At 36.9% G+C, this 18511-nt stretch carries 13 protein-coding genes; 12 read left to right on the top strand and 1 reads right to left on the bottom strand.

The features are described 5' to 3' along the window. Nucleotides 1-3 precede the first annotated feature (3 nt). From pyrR to ACLHG9_RS08025, 12 genes are all read left to right on the top strand, one after another. Nucleotides 4-564, top strand: a complete 561-nt coding sequence (gene pyrR / locus ACLHG9_RS08080; protein ID WP_410220991.1) for a bifunctional pyr operon transcriptional regulator/uracil phosphoribosyltransferase PyrR — start codon at nt 4-6, stop codon at nt 562-564. A gap of 79 nt (nt 565-643) precedes the next feature. Next, nucleotides 644-1579 (top strand): aspartate carbamoyltransferase catalytic subunit, encoded by a 936-nt coding sequence (locus ACLHG9_RS08075; RefSeq protein WP_410220990.1) that lies wholly within the window; start codon nt 644-646, stop codon nt 1577-1579. Between the two features lie 168 nt (nt 1580-1747). Continuing rightward, complete coding sequence (locus ACLHG9_RS08070) at nt 1748-2224, top strand: GyrI-like domain-containing protein (RefSeq protein WP_410220989.1); 477 nt, start codon at nt 1748-1750, stop codon at nt 2222-2224. A 321-nt stretch (nt 2225-2545) separates the two neighbouring features. Next, nucleotides 2546-5563 carry a tetratricopeptide repeat protein gene (locus ACLHG9_RS08065; RefSeq protein WP_410220988.1) on the top strand — a complete coding sequence of 1006 codons (3018 nt, stop codon included), beginning with the start codon at nt 2546-2548 and terminating at the stop codon, nt 5561-5563. 15 nt (nt 5564-5578) lie between these two features. After that, nucleotides 5579-7291 carry a hypothetical protein gene (locus ACLHG9_RS08060; RefSeq protein ID WP_410220987.1) on the top strand — a complete coding sequence of 571 codons (1713 nt, stop codon included), beginning with the start codon at nt 5579-5581 and terminating at the stop codon, nt 7289-7291. A gap of 33 nt (nt 7292-7324) precedes the next feature. Next, the gene (locus ACLHG9_RS08055; RefSeq protein ID WP_410220986.1) at nt 7325-8656 is read left to right on the top strand and encodes an SPOR domain-containing protein; all 1332 of its coding nucleotides are present in this window, start codon (nt 7325-7327) and stop codon (nt 8654-8656) included. An 11-nt stretch (nt 8657-8667) separates the two neighbouring features. Beyond that, the gene (locus ACLHG9_RS08050) at nt 8668-9375 is read left to right on the top strand and encodes a MotA/TolQ/ExbB proton channel family protein (protein ID WP_410220985.1); all 708 of its coding nucleotides are present in this window, start codon (nt 8668-8670) and stop codon (nt 9373-9375) included. Continuing rightward, complete coding sequence (locus tag ACLHG9_RS08045; RefSeq protein ID WP_410220984.1) at nt 9375-9776, top strand: ExbD/TolR family protein; 402 nt, start codon at nt 9375-9377, stop codon at nt 9774-9776. The genes ACLHG9_RS08050 and ACLHG9_RS08045 overlap by 1 nt, the downstream gene beginning before the upstream one ends. Nucleotide 9777: 1 nt before the next feature. After that, entirely contained in the window at nt 9778-10593 is an 816-nt protein-coding gene (locus tag ACLHG9_RS08040) for an energy transducer TonB (protein ID WP_410220983.1), read from the top strand. 43 nt (nt 10594-10636) lie between these two features. Continuing rightward, nucleotides 10637-11923, top strand: coding sequence for a bifunctional folylpolyglutamate synthase/dihydrofolate synthase (locus ACLHG9_RS08035; protein WP_410220982.1), 1287 nt, complete (start codon nt 10637-10639; stop codon nt 11921-11923). Between the two features lie 70 nt (nt 11924-11993). Then, on the top strand, nt 11994-13649 hold the full coding sequence (gene pafA, locus ACLHG9_RS08030) for an alkaline phosphatase PafA (protein WP_410220981.1): 1656 nt from the start codon (nt 11994-11996) through the stop codon (nt 13647-13649). 167 nt (nt 13650-13816) lie between these two features. Further along, entirely contained in the window at nt 13817-17179 is a 3363-nt protein-coding gene (locus ACLHG9_RS08025; RefSeq protein WP_410220980.1) for a methylmalonyl-CoA mutase family protein, read from the top strand. Nucleotides 17180-17221: 42 nt separating this feature from the next. Here ACLHG9_RS08025 and ACLHG9_RS08020 read toward each other — a convergent pair whose 3' ends face one another. Next, complete coding sequence (locus ACLHG9_RS08020; RefSeq protein ID WP_410220979.1) at nt 17222-18202, bottom strand: acyl-ACP desaturase; 981 nt, start codon at nt 18200-18202, stop codon at nt 17222-17224. Nucleotides 18203-18511: the final 309 nt, after the last annotated feature.

The following is an 18511-nucleotide window of genomic DNA, read 5'->3' as shown; positions in this document are numbered from 1 at the left end:
CCAATGCAAAAGCGAACACTTTTAAGCGGCCAGAAACTACAAATCACAATTAAAAGACTTTGTCATCAGTTAATTGAGAATCACAATAATTTCAGTAATTCAGTTTTAATAGGTATTCAGCCTCGTGGTGCTTTCTTTGCTGATCGCGTCTATCAAGAATTGTCTGCTATACTTAAAAATGACCATATCCAAAAAGGCAATCTCGATATTACTTTTTTCAGGGATGATTTCAGGAGAAAAGACGGATTGGTTACTGCTTCTAGCAGTACGATTGACTTTATTATTGAAGGCAAGCAGGTAATTTTAATTGACGATGTGCTATGGACCGGCAGAACCATACGTGCGGCAATGGATGCCTTACTTGCCTATGGCAGACCTGAACGCGTTGAGCTGATGGTTTTAATAGACCGCAGATTTTCAAGGCATTTGCCTATTGAACCTAATTATGTGGGCTTAAAGGTAGATAGCGTTGATTCGCAAAAAGTAAAAGTAAGCTGGAAAGAAAACGACGGAGAAGATAAAGTAATCTTATTATCAGAACCGTCCCCGTCCAAAAAAACCTAATAAAACAAACGTTATTTGGACGGGGTAAGCTCTATCTGGCAGCTGAAAACAAGATAAAAAACAGATAAAAAACAATAAAATGGGAGCAGAAAAATTATCAAGCAGACATCTTTTGGGTATTAAAGATATTAACCGAAATGATATTGAATTGATTTTAGAAACTGCCGCCAATTTTAAAGAGGTTATTAACAGACCGATCAAGAAAGTTCCTTCGTTAAGAGACATTACTATTGCCAATATCTTTTTTGAAAACTCTACCCGTACAAAATTATCTTTTGAACTGGCAGAAAAACGCCTTTCGGCCGATGTAATCAATTTCGCAGCTTCATCTTCGTCGGTAAGCAAGGGCGAAACGCTGATTGACACCGTAAACAATATTCTGGCCATGAAAGTGGATATGGTAGTTATGCGCCATCCCTATGCCGGAGCAGGGCAGTTTTTAAGTAAGCATGTAAACGCACAGATTGTAAATGCTGGTGATGGTGCGCACGAGCATCCTACCCAAGCCCTTTTAGATGCTTTCTCTATACAGCAAAAACTGGGAGATGTGACTGGTAAAAAAGTAGTGATTGTAGGCGATATTCTCCACTCACGTGTGGCACTTTCAAATATTCTTTGTTTACGTAAATTAGGTGCCGAAGTAATGGTTTGCGGCCCTACCACCCTTATACCTAAACACATTGCTTCATTGGGCGTAAAAGTAGAACACGATCTGATCAAAGCCCTAAATTGGTGCGATGTGGCAAACATGCTGCGCATTCAGTTAGAGCGTATGGATATTAAATATTTTCCTACAAGCAGGGAATATTCTATGATGTACGGCCTGAATAAACAAATCTTAGACAACTTAGACAAAGAAATTATCGTAATGCACCCAGGCCCTATTAACAGAGGTGTAGAGATTACCAGTGATGTGGCCGATAGCAAACAATCTATTATATTAGAGCAGGTAGAAAATGGTGTAGCCGTACGTATGGCCGTGCTTTATCTATTGGCAAGCCAAAATGATAATTAAGCAAACTACAAGTGGTATGCTATTTTAAATGATCATGTTTATTTTACAGATTATCTAATGGGCTTTTGATTTTTCTTTTGATTGCATCGGCTACACCAAACAAATCGCAACAAAATGCCTTATGAGAATTGATTTTCACAAGGACAAATACGATATTGACACAGAATAATGACACCAAGAATTGAAACGACAAGCGAAAAGAAATTAGTCGGAAAGCGGCTTTCAATGAGTTTTGCCAACTACAAAATTGGCGAACTTTGGAAAAATTTTATACCGAGAAGAAAAGACATAACCAACAATCTGACAAACGACTTAATTTCATTAGCAGTTTACCAACCCACACATTTTGCAGACTTTAAACCAACAAACGAATTTGAACGTTGGGCGACTGTTGAAGTTTCGGACTTTGACAACGTGCCGAACGAAATGGAAACCTTTGTTTTAACGAGCGGACTTTATGCGGTTTTTGACTACAAAGGTCTGAACACGGACAATTCAATTTTTCAATACATTTTAGGAACCTGGTTGCCAAATTCAAACTACGTTTTGGACAACAGACCGCATTTTGAAGTTTTAGGTGACAAATACAAAAACAACGACCCGACATCAGAAGAAGAAATATGGATACCGATAAAAACAAAATAGAAACACCAGCCGTTAACAAGGTTTGGCATCAGGCGGGCTGACGTTCAAATATGAAAGTTCCTACGGACTTTCCTGCCCGAACGCCAAGCCCCAAACCGGTAAACCAGCACAAAAAAAGAAACTATACTACAAATGAGCAAAGCAACCAGTTTATTCAACCCTCTTAATCTTAAGCTCGCTCCCATTTCCAAAAACTTTTAAACACCCCATACCAAGCTCATTACCATTTCGTTAAATAGCTGTTATTAACAGATGTTAATTTCTATTGTTGATATCTAATAACATAAGTTATATTTTAGTAGCAACCATATTTAACACCAAATGCAAAAAAAGTACCTATTAGTTCCCGTTTTTATTGTTTCAGGGCTGAGTTTGACCTATGCTCAAACCAGCGAGATTACCCGGTTAAACAAAAACTACCTTACAGGTTTGGAGTTGTTGCAAAATGAAAAATATGTAGCAGCTGCGCAGCAATTTAAATTGGTTGAACAGGCAAGAGATAAGGCCAGCACCCAGATCCAGAGTAATGCAGAACTATCCATTATTAAGGAAAACGCAAAATTCTACAATGCAATTTGCGCTATTGAACTTGGAAACGATGATGCAGAAGCACTGATACAGGAGTTTATACGCGAATACCCCTTAAACCCAAATACCAAATTAGCTTATTTCCATATTGGTAAGTCTTACTTCAATAAGAACGATTACAAAGGTGCTTTATCATGGTTTGAAAAAGCTGACCCCACTTCGCTTTCGCAAAAGCAGAGATTAGAATATCAGTTTAAACAAGCTTATGCTTATTTTGAATTACAGGATTTTGAAAAAGCAGAACCTTTATTTGAAGAAGTAAAAAAACAGGAATCTCCTTTTCAGGAAAGTGCTACTTACTATTTTGCTTACATCAATTACCTGAATAAAGAATATAAAACTGCACTTGCCAACTTTGAAAAGTTAAAGGGCTCACCTACCTACGAAGCCAGTTATCCGTATTACATCACTTCTATGTATTATTTAGATGAACGTTATGATGATGTGATCGACTATGCTATTCCTGTGATGCAAAAAACCAAACAGAAATACGAGCCCGAGATGCTGAGTTTGGTTGCGGCTTCTTACTTTGCCAAATCAGAATTTAAAAATTCAGAAAAATACTTTGCGCAGTTCTTTGAGAAAGATAAAAATGAGCAAAAACAAAACCTGTTCATTTACCAGTATGGCTATGCTTTAGTACAGAACGGAAAATATAAAGATGCCGTAAATGTGCTCGAAAAATTGAATGGAGAAGATGTTTACCTTCAGAGTGGAATGTACACACTTGCCAATGCGGCCTTAAAATTAAACGATAAACAAAAAGCGAGAAGCGCATTTTACAGAGCATCACGCTTAGATTTTGATAAGAATTTACAGGAAGATGCATGGTTAAATTACGCCAAATTAAGTTATGAACTGGAATTTAATCAGCAGGCTTTAGAATATACGCAAAACTTCTTAAAACAATTTCCTAATTCTCAGAAAACAAACGAGGCCAAAACACTTTTGGGTGAAATCTTACTCACTTCTAAGAATTACCAAGCGGCCATTGATATTTTAGAACCTATACAAAACAAAACAAAACAGGCTAAAGAAGCGTACCAGAAAGTTACCTATTTCAGAGGTTTGGAGTTTTATAATGAAAGAGCATTTCCAAATGCACTTTCCATGTTTTTACGTTCCAATAATTTTGCTGAAGACAAAGAAATACATGCTTTGAGTACTTATTGGATGGGCGAAAGTATGTACGAGCTCCGCAAATACGGCGAAGCGGTAAAAGCTTTTGAAACTTTCCTGAGCATGGAAGAAGCCCCTAAAACAGAGGTTTATAATTTTGCCAATTATGCTTTGGGCTATGCGGCTTTTGAAGACGAAAAATATGCCAAAGCCGCAACCTACTTTGAACGTTTCTTAAACGGTAAAGACAAAGACAGTAAAACCGTTACCGATGCCATTACCCGTTTAGCCGATTCATATTTTGTAAACAAAAACTACGGCGATGCGCTAAATTACTATAACAAGATCATTAACGGCAAACTTACAGGCGATGATTATGCTTTATTTCAACGAGGCATGATACAAGGCTTACAAAAACAGGACGATGCAAAAATTGCGACCATGCAAAGCCTGTTATCTAAATTTCCTACCTCTAACTATGCCGATGATGCCGGGTTTGAAATGGCCTATACTTATTTCAACAAAGGTGAGTTTGAAAAATCTAAAACAGATCTTGTTGCTCTGGTAAGTAAATATCCACGTAGTAGTTATGTACCAAAAGCTTTGGTTACAATTGGTTTGGTACAGTACAACCAAGATCAGGATGACATGGCATTAGAATCTTTCAAGAAAGTTATCAGAGATTACCCAAGTTTACCTGAAGCTAAACAGGCATTAGAAGCCATTAAGAATATTTATGTAGATCGTGGAGATGCCAATGGATTTATAGCTTATGCTGCTACCACGCCTCTGGGTAATTATTCTCTAAGCGAGCAAGATAACATCTTATTTCAGGCCGCCAATAATATTTACCTGAAAGGTGATGCAAAAGGTGCCTACGAAGCCATTAACGCTTATTTAGAAAAATTTCCTAAAGCCATCCATTTGAAACAGGCGAAATTTATCCGTGCTGAATCATTGGTAAAATTAGGCCGTTCTACGGAGGCTATTGCTGATTACGATTTCATTTTAAACGACTGGACCAGCGATTACACAGAGCGTTCGCTAATGAGTGTTTCAAAAGTTTTAATGGATGAGAAGAAATACAACGAGGCTATTGTTTACTTAAAACGTCTTGAAACCACTGCCGATTACAAGGCAAACTATACTTATGCCATTAACAACCTGATCAAAGCTTACACAGCTTTGAGTATGCCTGATGATATGTTGAATTATGCAGACTTGATCAAAAGCTCAGACAAATCATCCGAAGAAGAAAAAAATTCGGCAGACCTTTATGCAGGTAAAGCACTGCTATTAAAAGCAGATACCACTGCGGCCATTAAATCATTTAATAATGTGGTAGCGCATACAAAAACACTGGCTGCTGCCGAGGCTAAATATAATATTGCCGCTTTACAATATGCCAAAGGCGACTATAAAACATCACAGAAAACATGTTTTGACCTGATCAACAATATGCCTTCTTATGATTACTGGGTAGCAAAAGCCTTTATATTATTAGCAGATAATTATTTAGCGTTAGGCGATAAATTACAGGCAAAAAGTACATTGATGAGTATCATCGACGGCTATGAAGGCAAAGATGACATTGTGCCTACGGCAAAAGAAAAACTGGCTAAAATCAAATAATCAACACACAGAGAAATGACTTTAAATAAGAATATATACCTGGCGCTGTCTTTTGTTTTATGTGCAACCTATTATGCCAAAGCACAGGATGTGAAACCACCTGAAAAGACCGAGAAAAATATTAGTGAGGAAATCGAAATTATCAGACCTTATAAACCGATTTTAGCCGAAGCGGTAAAATTGCGTCGCAGTCCTGATTTAGAAAATGTAAGAACCTACAAAGCAAAATACAACTATCTTTTATTAGACAAAAAGCTTGAGCTGAATACCGACATTAAGAAATTACAAGCCCAACAACTTGCCGATGCCAAAATAGAAGAACCTACCAACAATTATGTAAAAGGTGGTATAGGCAGTTTAACTACTTTCTTAGGTGAGGCTTATATAGCTATGGGCAAAGATCCTGCATTACAGGCCGGAGCGTTTTTCAGGCATTTTAGCCAACAAGGAAGCTTAAATAAGCAAAACGAAAGCAGTCAGCAACTAAGTGCCTTTGGCCGCAGTATTGGCGAAAAGACCACTTTAAACGGCCGGGCCAATTACCAGCGACATGGCGTATATTTTTATGGTATAGATGATAATAACCCTACATTAAATCCTGACCCTCAAAAACAAGCTTTTAATTTTCTTGAACTGGAAGGTGAAGCAATCAATAAATTTACACCTGATGAAAATGCTTTAAGCTATGCAGCCAAAGTAAACGCTTATTTCTGGAATGATAAATTCAGTGCCAAAGAAAAACAATTAACCTTAACAGGCTATTTAAACAAACGAATCAAAGGTTTTAATTTAGGTTTGGCGGCGGCTGCAGAATTTGGCAACTCAAAAGATGTAAAAACAGATATTTCTAATAACCTGCTGCGTGTAAATCCATATATCAAACTACAGGCCGGAGGGGTTAAGATTGTTGCTGGAGCAAACATTGTTCAAGAGTTTGGTTTTTCTTCAAGCTTAAGGTTCTTCCCTGCCATTACTGCCGATTTTACCTTAATTCCTGATTTCTTACAGGTTTTTGGCGAACTCAAAGGCGATGTTAACCGAAACACTTTGAAGAACCTTACAGATGAAAATCCTTTCCTTAACAGCAACATCCTGTTAAAAAATAGCATAGAGAAAATAAGTTTTAGTGCAGGCATCAAAGGAACAGGCGGCCCTGGATTTGGCTATAAAGCCCGTTTCTACAGCAAGGAGATTGATAATTTGCCAATGTTTGTAAACAATTTTACCGATTTTAATAAATTTGATGTGATCTATGATTTTGATAAAATCAAGTTATTGGGGTTAGAAGGCGAATTATCTGTACAGGTAAGCGATAATCTGAAATGGACGGGTAAACTTAATATAGAAGATTACAAAGCAGGCAAAGAACAAAATGTATATTACAAACCGCAATTGAGATTAAGTTCAAATCTTTTATTTGCATTTGATAAAAAGCTGAGCTTTGATGCTGGCGTTTATTTACAGGATGACAGCAAAGCTAAAATATTTATAGCCAATCCGTTAAATCCTGATGGCTCCTATCCAGCTCTGCCAGACAATACCAAAGAACAGATGGTAAACATTAAAGGTTTTGTAGATTTGGGTGTGGGCGCCACCTATAAATTTAACAGCAAATTTTCGGCCTTTGCCAAAGCAAATAATATTTTAAACAGCAATTACAGTAAATATTTATACTATCGTGTAAATGGTTTTAATATCTTTGGAGGTTTAACCTATTCTTTTAACTAGGTGAAAATCTAAGACAAAATAAAATTTACCAGAATGGATATATTACAATACCTTTTAGAACTGTTGCAAAGCCATAAAGAAGTGGGCATAGATGGTTTGGGTACAATATATAAGCAAAAAACACCGGGAAGATATGATGTAGATACACATATGTTTCTTCCTCCAAGCTACATTCTGGCTTTTACTCCAGAAGTTAAAGAAGATGAGAACCTCTTAAATTATGTAAAGGCAAAAAGAAATATTTCGGCAGATTCTGCCCGTTATTTTATTGCTCAGTTTGTTAGCGATATTCATAAAAATCTTGAGCAAAAAAGTGAATTTAAACTGGAAGGTATAGGCAAGTTATCGAACCAGAATGGTACGATCGATTTTTCTCCTGAATCAAGTTTGAATACAGGATTTGATTATTACGCTTTGCCTGCCATTCCTGAAAATATGGATCCAGAAGAACGTCCCACTGCTAATGCTCCTGTTGAAGAAAAATGCGATACGGATTTAAGCGATGAAAATAATATGCTTGCCAGAACAGACCCTACTCCTGAAGAAGTAAAATCTGAGGACACAGCGCATATTCCTATTGATGCCCTTTCAGAACCGGCAGAAGAACCTGTTCATGCGAAATCACCTACAGAAACTACTCCGGCGCAGGAAGAAGTATTTGAAGAAATCAGTGAAGCTCCACTAAATACCCAACCTAAAACGGAAATCAAAGAAGGTTTTAGCAACCAGATAGAAACTGTAGAAAAAAGTTACGAGGAAATTGAAAATGAACTCGCCAACGATTTTGATAAAGCATTTGAACAAAAGCAATCAGATATTAGCTACCCAGAAAATGAACCTGCAGGCTCAGGCTCAGGACTTAAAATTTTTCTGATCATACTATTGGTTTTACTGGTGCTAGGTGCTATTGCATATTTTGTAAAACCTAATTTATTTAATCTGTCAAAAAACAATACCCAATCAGTTAGTACATTACCTGAACATCAAGGTAAAGTTGCTCAGACACAAGCCGATTCATTATCGCTCGCAGATAGCATTATGCGTGCGGCACATCAGGCAGGTTTAAAAGTTGAACCCTCAAAAGATACTTTAAAAGTTACCACACAGACCAAGCCTTTACAACCAACTACCTACGAAGTTATCGGGGCTGCCTTTGCTACGCAAAAAGAAGTAGATGACTTTATTCGTAACATGAAAAATAAGGGTATTGACGCAAAAGTTATTCCGGCAATGCCTGGAAAAATCTATAAAAAAGTAAGTATTGCTTCATACAGCAATATAGATTCTGCAAAAAAAGATTTGAAAGAATTAAGAGTAAAATTTAAAAATCCTGAATTATATATCTTTATAAACGAGCATAAATAAACGCATAAACGATGATTTTATTAACCGCAATAGACACCTTACAGCAAATTACCGATAGCGTAAACAATGTAACCACAACACCGGTAAGCACGCCTCCGCAAGAACTCCATTTTATAGACCTCCTGTTTAAAGGCGGATGGGTAATGGTACCTTTGGCGCTTTTAGCCTTTTTAGGATTGGTTATATTTACAGAACGTTACATCACAATCAGAAAATCATCTAAAAATGATTCGAATCTTTTATTTCAGATCAGGCAAAATGTACGTGAAGGCCGTTTAGAAAGCGCAATAGCTTTATGTAAGAACACCAATTCGCCTTTAGGCAGAATGTTGGAGAAAGGACTAAAAAGAATTGGCCGCCCTATCAAAGAAATTGAAGGATCTATTGAGAATACCGGAAAATTAGAAGTTTCTAAACTTGAAAAGAATATCGGTATTTTAGGGATTATAGCTGGTATTGCACCTATGTTGGGTTTCGTAGGTACCATTATCGGGGTAATTACCATTTTCCATGATGTGTCTATAAAAGGAGCTATAGAAATCGGAACCATTTCTGGTGGTTTATATACCAAAATGATCACTTCAGCAACAGGTCTGATTATTGGTATCATTGCTTATGTACTTTACCATATCCTAAATATGATGGTTGAAAAAATCATCCTTAAAATGGAAACAGAAGCTATAGAATTTATTGATTTATTAGAAGAACCGGGTAAATAATGAATTTAAGGAACAGAAAAAAAGGAAACGTTGAAGTGCATACCTCAGCACTTAACGATATCATGTTTTTTCTCTTGCTGTTTTTTCTTTTAGCCTCGGCTGTAGTAAATCCGCAAGTGGTAAAACTACTGTTGCCACGTTCTGAATCAGGACAACAGGCCAACCAGCAAAAATCAATAACAGTAAGTATAGATGAAAATTTAAATTATTTTGTAGATAAACAGCCGGTTATCTTAGAAAATATGGAAACTGCTATACAGAGTCATCTTAAAGAAGATACCGATGCTACAATTGTATTATATGTGGCACGCGGGGTTTCCATAGAGAATACTATGCAGGTTTTTGATGTGGCAAATAAATTAAAACTTAAGGTTGTTTTAGCAGTAGAGCAGAAAAAATAAAATGGCAGCACACAACGAAGAAAATAATTATCCTAAGGCATTGGCTATATCAACCGGTATCATGGCGGTTTTTATTGGTCTGAGTTTCTTTTGGGTAATTGGAGCTTTTCAACCACCCGAAGAATTGGGGATGGGTGGTATGGTTGTGAATTACGGTACTTCTGTTGAAGGTATGGGTACAGATTATACCAGTATAGAAGAGCCCTCTACAGCGCCTGATGCCAATAACAAAAAACCGGATAAGATTACACCAGAGCAAACGGTTAAACAAAGTACTTCATCGCAATTCACAGATAAAGATATTGCCACGCAAAATACTGAAGAAGCTGTAAACGTAAATACCAAAGCGGCTAAAAGTACCTCGGCTAACAATACCAACAAGGAAAATAAACCGGCAGAGCCAGCTATTAATCCTAATGCGCTGTATAAAGGCAACAAAAATAACGCTACCGGCGGTGGCGATGGCACGGGAACTGTTCCGGGCAATCAGGGCGATCCTGATGGCGATCCCTTAACTCCATACTATGGAGATGGCGGCTCTGGATTTGGGAACAAACCTTTACCATTAAATCATTTCAGAAACCTGGTAAAACCTGAAGATAACGGACAGGAAACCGGGACCATAATGGTAAGAATACGCGTTAATAAACAAGGCCGCATTATTGAAGCAACTGCGGGTGCAAAAGGCACTACTTTTTCAAACAGCAATTTATTCAGAAAATGTGAAGAAGCCATGCTTAATGCTCAGCTTAATGCCATCAGTAATGGTCCCGATATACGTGTTTTTTATGTTCCTTTTGTGTTTAAGGTAAAATAAAACATTTCGCTTTCTTACCTTTGTTACGAAAATTCGTATCAAAATGAACTACAAAGAAACTGTCGATTATCTGTACAGTAAATTACCAATGTTTACCAAGGTTGGTGCTTCAGCTATCAAAAAAAATCTTGACAATACCATTCAATTTTGTACTGCACTGGGCAACCCTCAGCAACAGTACAAAACCATACATATAGGTGGAACCAATGGAAAAGGTTCTACCTCACATATGCTGGCTGCTACCTTACAAAAGGCAGGTTACAGGACCGGGCTATATACCTCTCCCCATCTTAAAGATTTCAGAGAACGGATTCGTATAAATGGCCAGAAGGTTAGCAAGAACTTTGTAAAACAGTTTGTAAAACAGAACAAGCTATTAATAGAAACCATTGAACCTTCATTTTTTGAGGTTACCGTAGCAATGGCCTTTAAAGCTTTTGCCGATGAAGAAGTAGATGTAGCCATTATTGAAGTAGGTTTAGGCGGCAGATTAGATTCTACCAATATTATTTATCCAGATCTTTCAATTATTACAAACATTAGTTTAGATCACACCAATATTTTAGGTAATACACATGCCGAAATTGCTTTTGAAAAAGCAGGAATCATTAAGAAAAATACACCCATAATTATTGGTGAACATCATGTAGAAACAGACTCTGTATTTATCGAAAAAGCAAAAAAACTTAAAGCACCTTTATACTTTGCGGAAGATCATTTAAAATTTGAAGTACTTAAAAGAGGTAACAATAAACTGATAGGTAATATCTGGCAGGATAATGAGATTATATTAGATCATCTTAAAACAGATCTGACCGGAACCTATCAGGATAAGAATATTTTAACTGTAATACAGGCGGTAACCATTTTAAGAGAATTGAGGTATCATATCAGCAACTTGGCACTTTACAATGCCTTAAAAAAAGTGAAGAAAATTACCGGCTTGCAGGGAAGATGGCAAACCTTAGGTAAAAAGCCACTGATTATCGCAGATACCGGCCACAATAAAGCAGGTATAACGGAGATTATTCAAAATATCCAAAACCAAAAATTTAAAAAGTTGCACATGGTTATGGGTATGGTTAAAGACAAGGATATTAGTGGCGTATTGCAGCTCTTACCACAAACAGCCACTTATTATTTCTGTGCTCCTGATTTAGAACGAGCATTAAACGCAAATGATTTAAAAGAACAAGCTGCCCGATTTAATCTGAAAGGAACAGCGTACTCCAGTGTAAAAGCAGCACTTAAAGCAGCAAAACAAGAAGCTTTAGAGCATGATCTTATTTTTGTGGGCGGAAGTACCTTTGTGGTGGCAGAAGTGATATAATATATTTACATAAAATTAGTCCCTACTTAACAGGTAATACCTACATTTACCAGCCACTTATTACACAAGCATGAAAATAAAACAATTATTCTTTTTCTTATTTATCATTGGCCTGGCTTTTACAGGCGCTGCTCAGAAACCGAAAACTGTTATTAACAATACCAATGGGGTACAAAGACCAAAACTTATTGTAGGAATGGTGGTTGATCAGATGCGTTGGGATTACCTTTACCGTTATAATGAAAGATACGGCAATGGAGGGTTTAAACGCTTATTGAATGAAGGCTTTTCGGCAGAAAACACTTATATTCCTTATGTGCCAACAGCTACAGCTTGCGGCCACTCAAGTATTTATACCGGCAGTGTTCCTGCTATCAATGGAATTATTGGCAATAACTGGTTTGATCCTTTATTGAAAAGAGATGTATATTGTACCGAAGATAATGATGTTATATCTGTTGGCAGTACATCCAATGCTGGGAAAATGTCACCAAAAAACCTGTTAACCACTACCATTACAGACGAGTTAAGATTAGCGACCAATTTCAGAAGTAAAGTTATTAGTATCTCCCTTAAAGACAGAGGTTCTATTTTACCGGGAGGCCATGTGGCTAATGCGGCTTATTGGTTTGACAGCAGCAATGGAAACTGGATCAGCAGTACGCATTATATTCAACAATTACCTAAATGGGTAAATGATTTCAATGCACAGAAATTGGCAGATAAATATTTTGATAAAGACTGGCATACACTTTACCCTATCAGTACTTATAAACAAAGTACAGCAGATGATAAAGCTTATGAAGGAAAATATAAAGGAGAGAAGGCACCTGTTTTTCCTCATGCTTTTAAGCAATTTATAGGTAAAGATTATGAATTGATTAAAAGTTCTCCTTATGGTAATACTTTTACTTTAGATTTAGCTAAAACTGCAATCAAGGAAGAAAATTTAGGAAAAAATGAAGTACCTGATTTTTTAGCAGTTAGTTTATCTTCAACAGATTATATCGGGCATCAGTTTGGACCAAACTCTATCGAAGTTGAAGATACTTATTTAAGATTAGATAAAGACTTAGAAGACTTCTTTAATTATTTAGATAAGACTATTGGCAAAGGCAATTATGTATTTTTCCTTTCTGCCGATCATGGTGTAACCCATGCTCCGGGTTTTACTACAGAAAATAAATTACCGGGTGGTGGTTTAGCCATCAGAAAATATAAAAGTGATTTAGATAGTCTGCTTTTAAAAGATTTCAATATTAAAAAAGGCATATCAACTTTACAGAACAATCAGGTAATCTTTGATTTAGATGTAATCAAAGCTGCTCATGCTGATTATGTAAAAGTTAAACAAAGCTGCATTGATTATCTTAATAAACAAGATGCTGTTTTGCAAGCTGTTGATATCAAAAACATTTCAAATGCAACACTTCCTGATGAAGTTAAAAACCGTCTTATCAATGGATATAATGCAAAACGTAGTGGCGATATCTATGTAATCTTAAATCCAGGGGTTTACCCTTCAACCAGCCCAGGAACCGGTCATGCAGCCTGGAATCCTTACGATAGTCATATACCTGCAGTATTTATGGGCTGGGGCGTAAAACCGGGAAAAACCAATAAAAGATACTATATGACGGATATTGCTCCTACCCTTGCGGCGCTATTGCACATACAGGAGCCCAGTGGCAATATTGGTACAGCAATTACCGAACTGATCAAATAAAACAAATTTAAGCCGCTTTAAGCGGCTTTTTTGTTACCAAAATCTTACCTAAACCTGAGCCTTTATATTGCCAAAACCGCAATATAAACGTAACTTTACACCCCTAACGCTAACCAAAATAAAACTGGATTTTTAACACGGTAAATGTGTTAAACTTAATTTTCATTATGGAAAAAATAGAAGTTTATAAACCCAAAAATAAAATAAGATTTGTAACTGCTGCAGCACTTTTCGATGGGCATGATGCAACCATAAATATCATGCGCAGAATATTGCAATCATCAGGAGCAGAAGTGATACACCTAGGTCATAACAGGTCTGTTGATGAAGTGGTAAATTGTGCCATACAAGAGGATGTACAAGGTATTGCCATGACCTCGTATCAGGGCGGTCACATAGAATATTTCAAATACATGTACGATTTGCTTCAGGAAAGAGGAGCAAGCCATATTAAGATTTTTGGTGGCGGCGGTGGTGTAATCCTTCCTGCAGAAATAGAAGAATTGCAAGCTTATGGCATCGTTAAAATATTTTCACCAGACGATGGTCGTAAAATGGGCTTACAAGGCATGATTAACTTCATGTTAGAAGAAACCGATTTTATAACTACTAAAAATACGCAAGTAAACATTTCTGAAATTAAGGAGAAAAATATTCATCAGATCGCGAATGCTATTAGCATTGCAGAAAATAATCCTGACGAAGGGCTTACACTGATACATAAATTACGAGAGAATAATCAAAATGATCCTCCGGTATTAGGTATAACCGGAACAGGTGGAGCAGGTAAATCTTCTTTAGTAGATGAACTGGTGCGCAGATTTCTGATAGAAGTACCTGAAAAAACTTTAGCTATTATTTCTGTAGATCCGTCAAAAAGAAAAACAGGTGGAGCGCTATTAGGTGACAGGATAAGGATGAATGCAATCAATAACCCTCGTGTTTATATGCGCTCACTGGCTACACGTCAGGCTAATTTGGCTCTTTCTAAAAATGTACAGGAAAGCATTGATATTTGTAAGGCTGCTGGTTATGACCTGATTATTGTAGAAACCTCAGGTATTGGACAGTCTGATACCGAAATTACAGAACACTGTGACGTTTCTTTATATGTAATGACGCCTGAATTTGGTGCGGCAACCCAGTTGGAGAAAATCGACATGCTTGATTTTGCTGATCTTGTTGCCATCAACAAATTTGACAAAAAAGGTGCCTTAGACGCTCTAAGAGATGTAAGAAAGCAATATAAACGCAATCACAATATCTTTGATGCGAAAGATGAAGACATTCCGGTTTACGGAACCATGGCTTCGCAGTTTAACGATCCTGGCATGAATAATCTGTTTGTTTCATTACTTCATAAGGTAGAAGAAAAAACAGGCGTTAATTTTAATGCCAAAATGGAAATTACTTCAAATCAATCTGAAAAGATTTATATTATACCTCCAGACCGTGTAAGATATCTGGCAGAAATTGCTGAAGCAAGTGTAGCTTATAACGAATGGGTAGCCAAACAGGTTGATCTTGCCCGTAAAATGTACCAGTTAAATGGTGTAATAGATTTATTGTCAGCTAAGAATGAAGATACCTCTTCTTTAAAAAACACTTATAGATATTACGAAGATTTATTGGATGGGGAGTGCAAGCGTTTACTAAGAGCCTGGCCTGAAACCAAGAATCGTTATAAGAATGAGTTCTTTGTTTATAAAGTAAGAGATAAAGAAATTAAACAGCCTCTATATTACGAATCGCTTTCTAAATTACAGGTTCCTAAGGTTTCTTTACCTCGTTATGAGGATTGGGGCGATATTTTACGTTGGTTACTAACAGAAAATGTTCCGGGAGAGTTTCCTTATGCGGCAGGGGTCTTTCCATTAAAGCGCGATGGAGAAGACCCTACGCGTATGTTTGCAGGTGAAGGTGGCCCTGAAAGAACAAATAAACGTTTTCACTACGTATCATTAGGACAGCCTGCTCACCGTTTATCAACCGCTTTCGATTCGGTAACCTTATACGGTGAGGATCCTCATCACAGACCCGATATTTATGGTAAAATTGGTAACTCCGGAGTAAGTATTGCTACGCTGGATGATGCCAAAAAATTGTATTCTGGTTTTGACTTATGCGCGGCTTCAACTTCTGTTTCGATGACCATAAATGGCCCGGCTCCAATGCTTTTAGGCTTTTTTATGAATGCGGCTATTGATCAGCAATGTGAAAAATATATCATTGAGAACGGGCTGGAAGAAGAAGTAAACCAAAAAATAGAGAGTATCTACAAACAAAAAGGTTTAGAAAGACCAAAATATCAGGGCAATTTGCCTGAAGGTAACAATGGTTTAGGATTAATGTTATTAGGCGTAACCGGCGATGAAGTTTTACCTGCAGATGTATATCAACAAATCAAAGCCAAAGCCATCAGTTCTGTTCGTGGAACTGTACAGGCCGATATTTTAAAAGAAGACCAGGCACAAAACACCTGTATATTCTCTACAGAATTTGCTTTACGTATGATGGGTGATATTCAGAAATATTTTATCGATCATAATGTACGTAATTTTTATTCGGTATCTATTTCCGGTTATCATATCGCTGAGGCTGGAGCTAATCCTATCTCTCAGTTAGCCTTTACCTTAAGTAATGGATTTACTTTTGTAGAATACTACCTGAGCAGAGGAATGCATATTGATGACTTTGCACCAAATCTTTCATTTTTCTTTAGTAATGGTATAGACCCTGAATATTCGGTAATTGGTCGTGTGGCACGCAGAATCTGGGCCAAAGCTATTAAGAATAAGTACAAGGGTAATGATCGTTCTCAGAAATTAAAATATCACATTCAGACTTCAGGCAGATCTTTACATGCTCAGGAAATTGATTTCAATGATATAAGAACAACTTTACAGGCTTTATATGCTATTTATGATAACTGTAATTCATTGCATACCAATGCTTATGATGAGGCAATTACTACCCCTACCGAAGAATCAGTACGCAGAGCGATGGCCATCCAATTGATCATTAACCGTGAATTGGGCTTGGCTAAAAATGAAAATCCGTTACAAGGTTCATTTATTATAGAAGATCTTACAGATTTGGTAGAAGAAGCTGTATTGGCCGAATTTAAACGAATTAATGATCGTGGAGGTGTTTTAGGTGCAATGGAAACCATGTATCAACGTGGTAAAATACAGGAAGAGAGCTTATATTATGAAACTTTAAAGCATACAGGAGAATTCCCTATCATAGGTGTAAATACTTTCCTTAACAAAAAAGGTTCGCCTACTATTGTTCCTGCCGAAGTAATCAGGGCAACTGAAGAAGAAAAACAATATCAGATTAAGGCGTTGAATGAGTTTAAAGAACGTAATAAAGATATTGCGGCTAATTCCTTAAAAGAATTGCAACTGGCTGCCATAAAAGGCGAAAATATCTTTAATAAACTGATGGATGTGTGTAAAGTATGCAGTTTAGGTGAGATTAGTAATGCACTATATGAAGTAGGTGGTCAATACCGAAGAAATATGTAGGAAAGCAAAAAAGGTCTGAACAATGTTCAGACCTTTTTTATATTAAGCTAAAATCCATTTAAATTTATATTCAAGCGAAGGATTTTTCATACGGTCTGCAACTCTTAAAAGTCTTTCAGGTAAACGCATGATATAATCTCTTGCTTTCTCTCCCGCTTCATTTAAATCCGTCAGAGCCTCAATTTTCCATTCTACAATTAACTGTTTAAGAATATCTACATAATCAATAGCAGTATACACACCTAAACGTTGAGCTGCATCAGTAAAATGTCCAAAAGCCTGTCCTATAGGTAACCCTACTTCCCTAAGGAAATGAGCTGGCATAACGATTTTTTTCTTCATCATATCATCAAAAGCAAGAATTGCTTCATTTGCATCAACTTTAAAAATCTGCTTGATGAAATCTTTATATGCTTTGGCATGTCTTGCCTCATCGCTGGCAATTACACCACACATTTTCGACAATAAAGTATCTCCGTCCTTTTTGGCCAAAGAAGCTACTCTTCTGTGTGAAACATTGGTAGCCATTTCCTGGAAAGAAGTATAAATAAAGTTTCTGTAAGGATCATGTCCAGTTCCTATATCAAAACCATCTGCAATTAGATATTGAGTAGAAATCTCCATTTGACGCATATCTACTCTTCCAGAGAGATATAGATACTTATTCAGTAAATCTCCATGACGGTTTTCTTCTGCTGTCCAATGCCTGTTCCATTTCATCCAGCCACCGGTTTCATCTTTACTTACGCCTTCAACCATAGAAAGCCAGCTTTCATAAGTTGGCAAAGCTTCTTCAGTTATAGTATCGCCAATTAAGACAGCAACCAGATCATAAGAAAGCTCATTAGCGCTTTCCTGTAACGCTTTAACTTTGTCAAAAAAGTCATCTTTGCTTGCATCAGGCAAGAAATCTGCAGGTTGCCAGATCTCATCTATAGGTTTCAAATACTCAGGCATCATTTCCAACATATATTTTTCAATATGTTGCATAACTTCCCTTCTCTTTTCAACAAAAAAATTCATTTGTGGTTACATTCTAATTTCGAACGGCAAATATACTCATAAAGTACTGTTTTATATGGATTTATTTGCATTTCTATGTATCATTTATAACAAAAAACCAGAAAAATGATGAATATCAATCTATAATCTGATAAAAGTTAATTTCTATAGATAATATGTTCAACTTAATTAACAGACGTTAACACTTGACCGGTTTGCCGGGGGCGGGGCCGCGAAGGGGAAACGGGCATGGGCGGGCAGCCCCCTGGGGGGCACGTAAACAGAAAAAGCCCTCCGTCAATGACGGAGGGCCCTTCTAATAAAAGTCGG

The organism is Pedobacter sp., from assembly GCF_046462515.1.
GTDB lineage: Bacteria > Bacteroidota > Bacteroidia > Sphingobacteriales > Sphingobacteriaceae > Pedobacter.
This window is presented reverse-complemented; position numbering and strand designations above follow the sequence as displayed.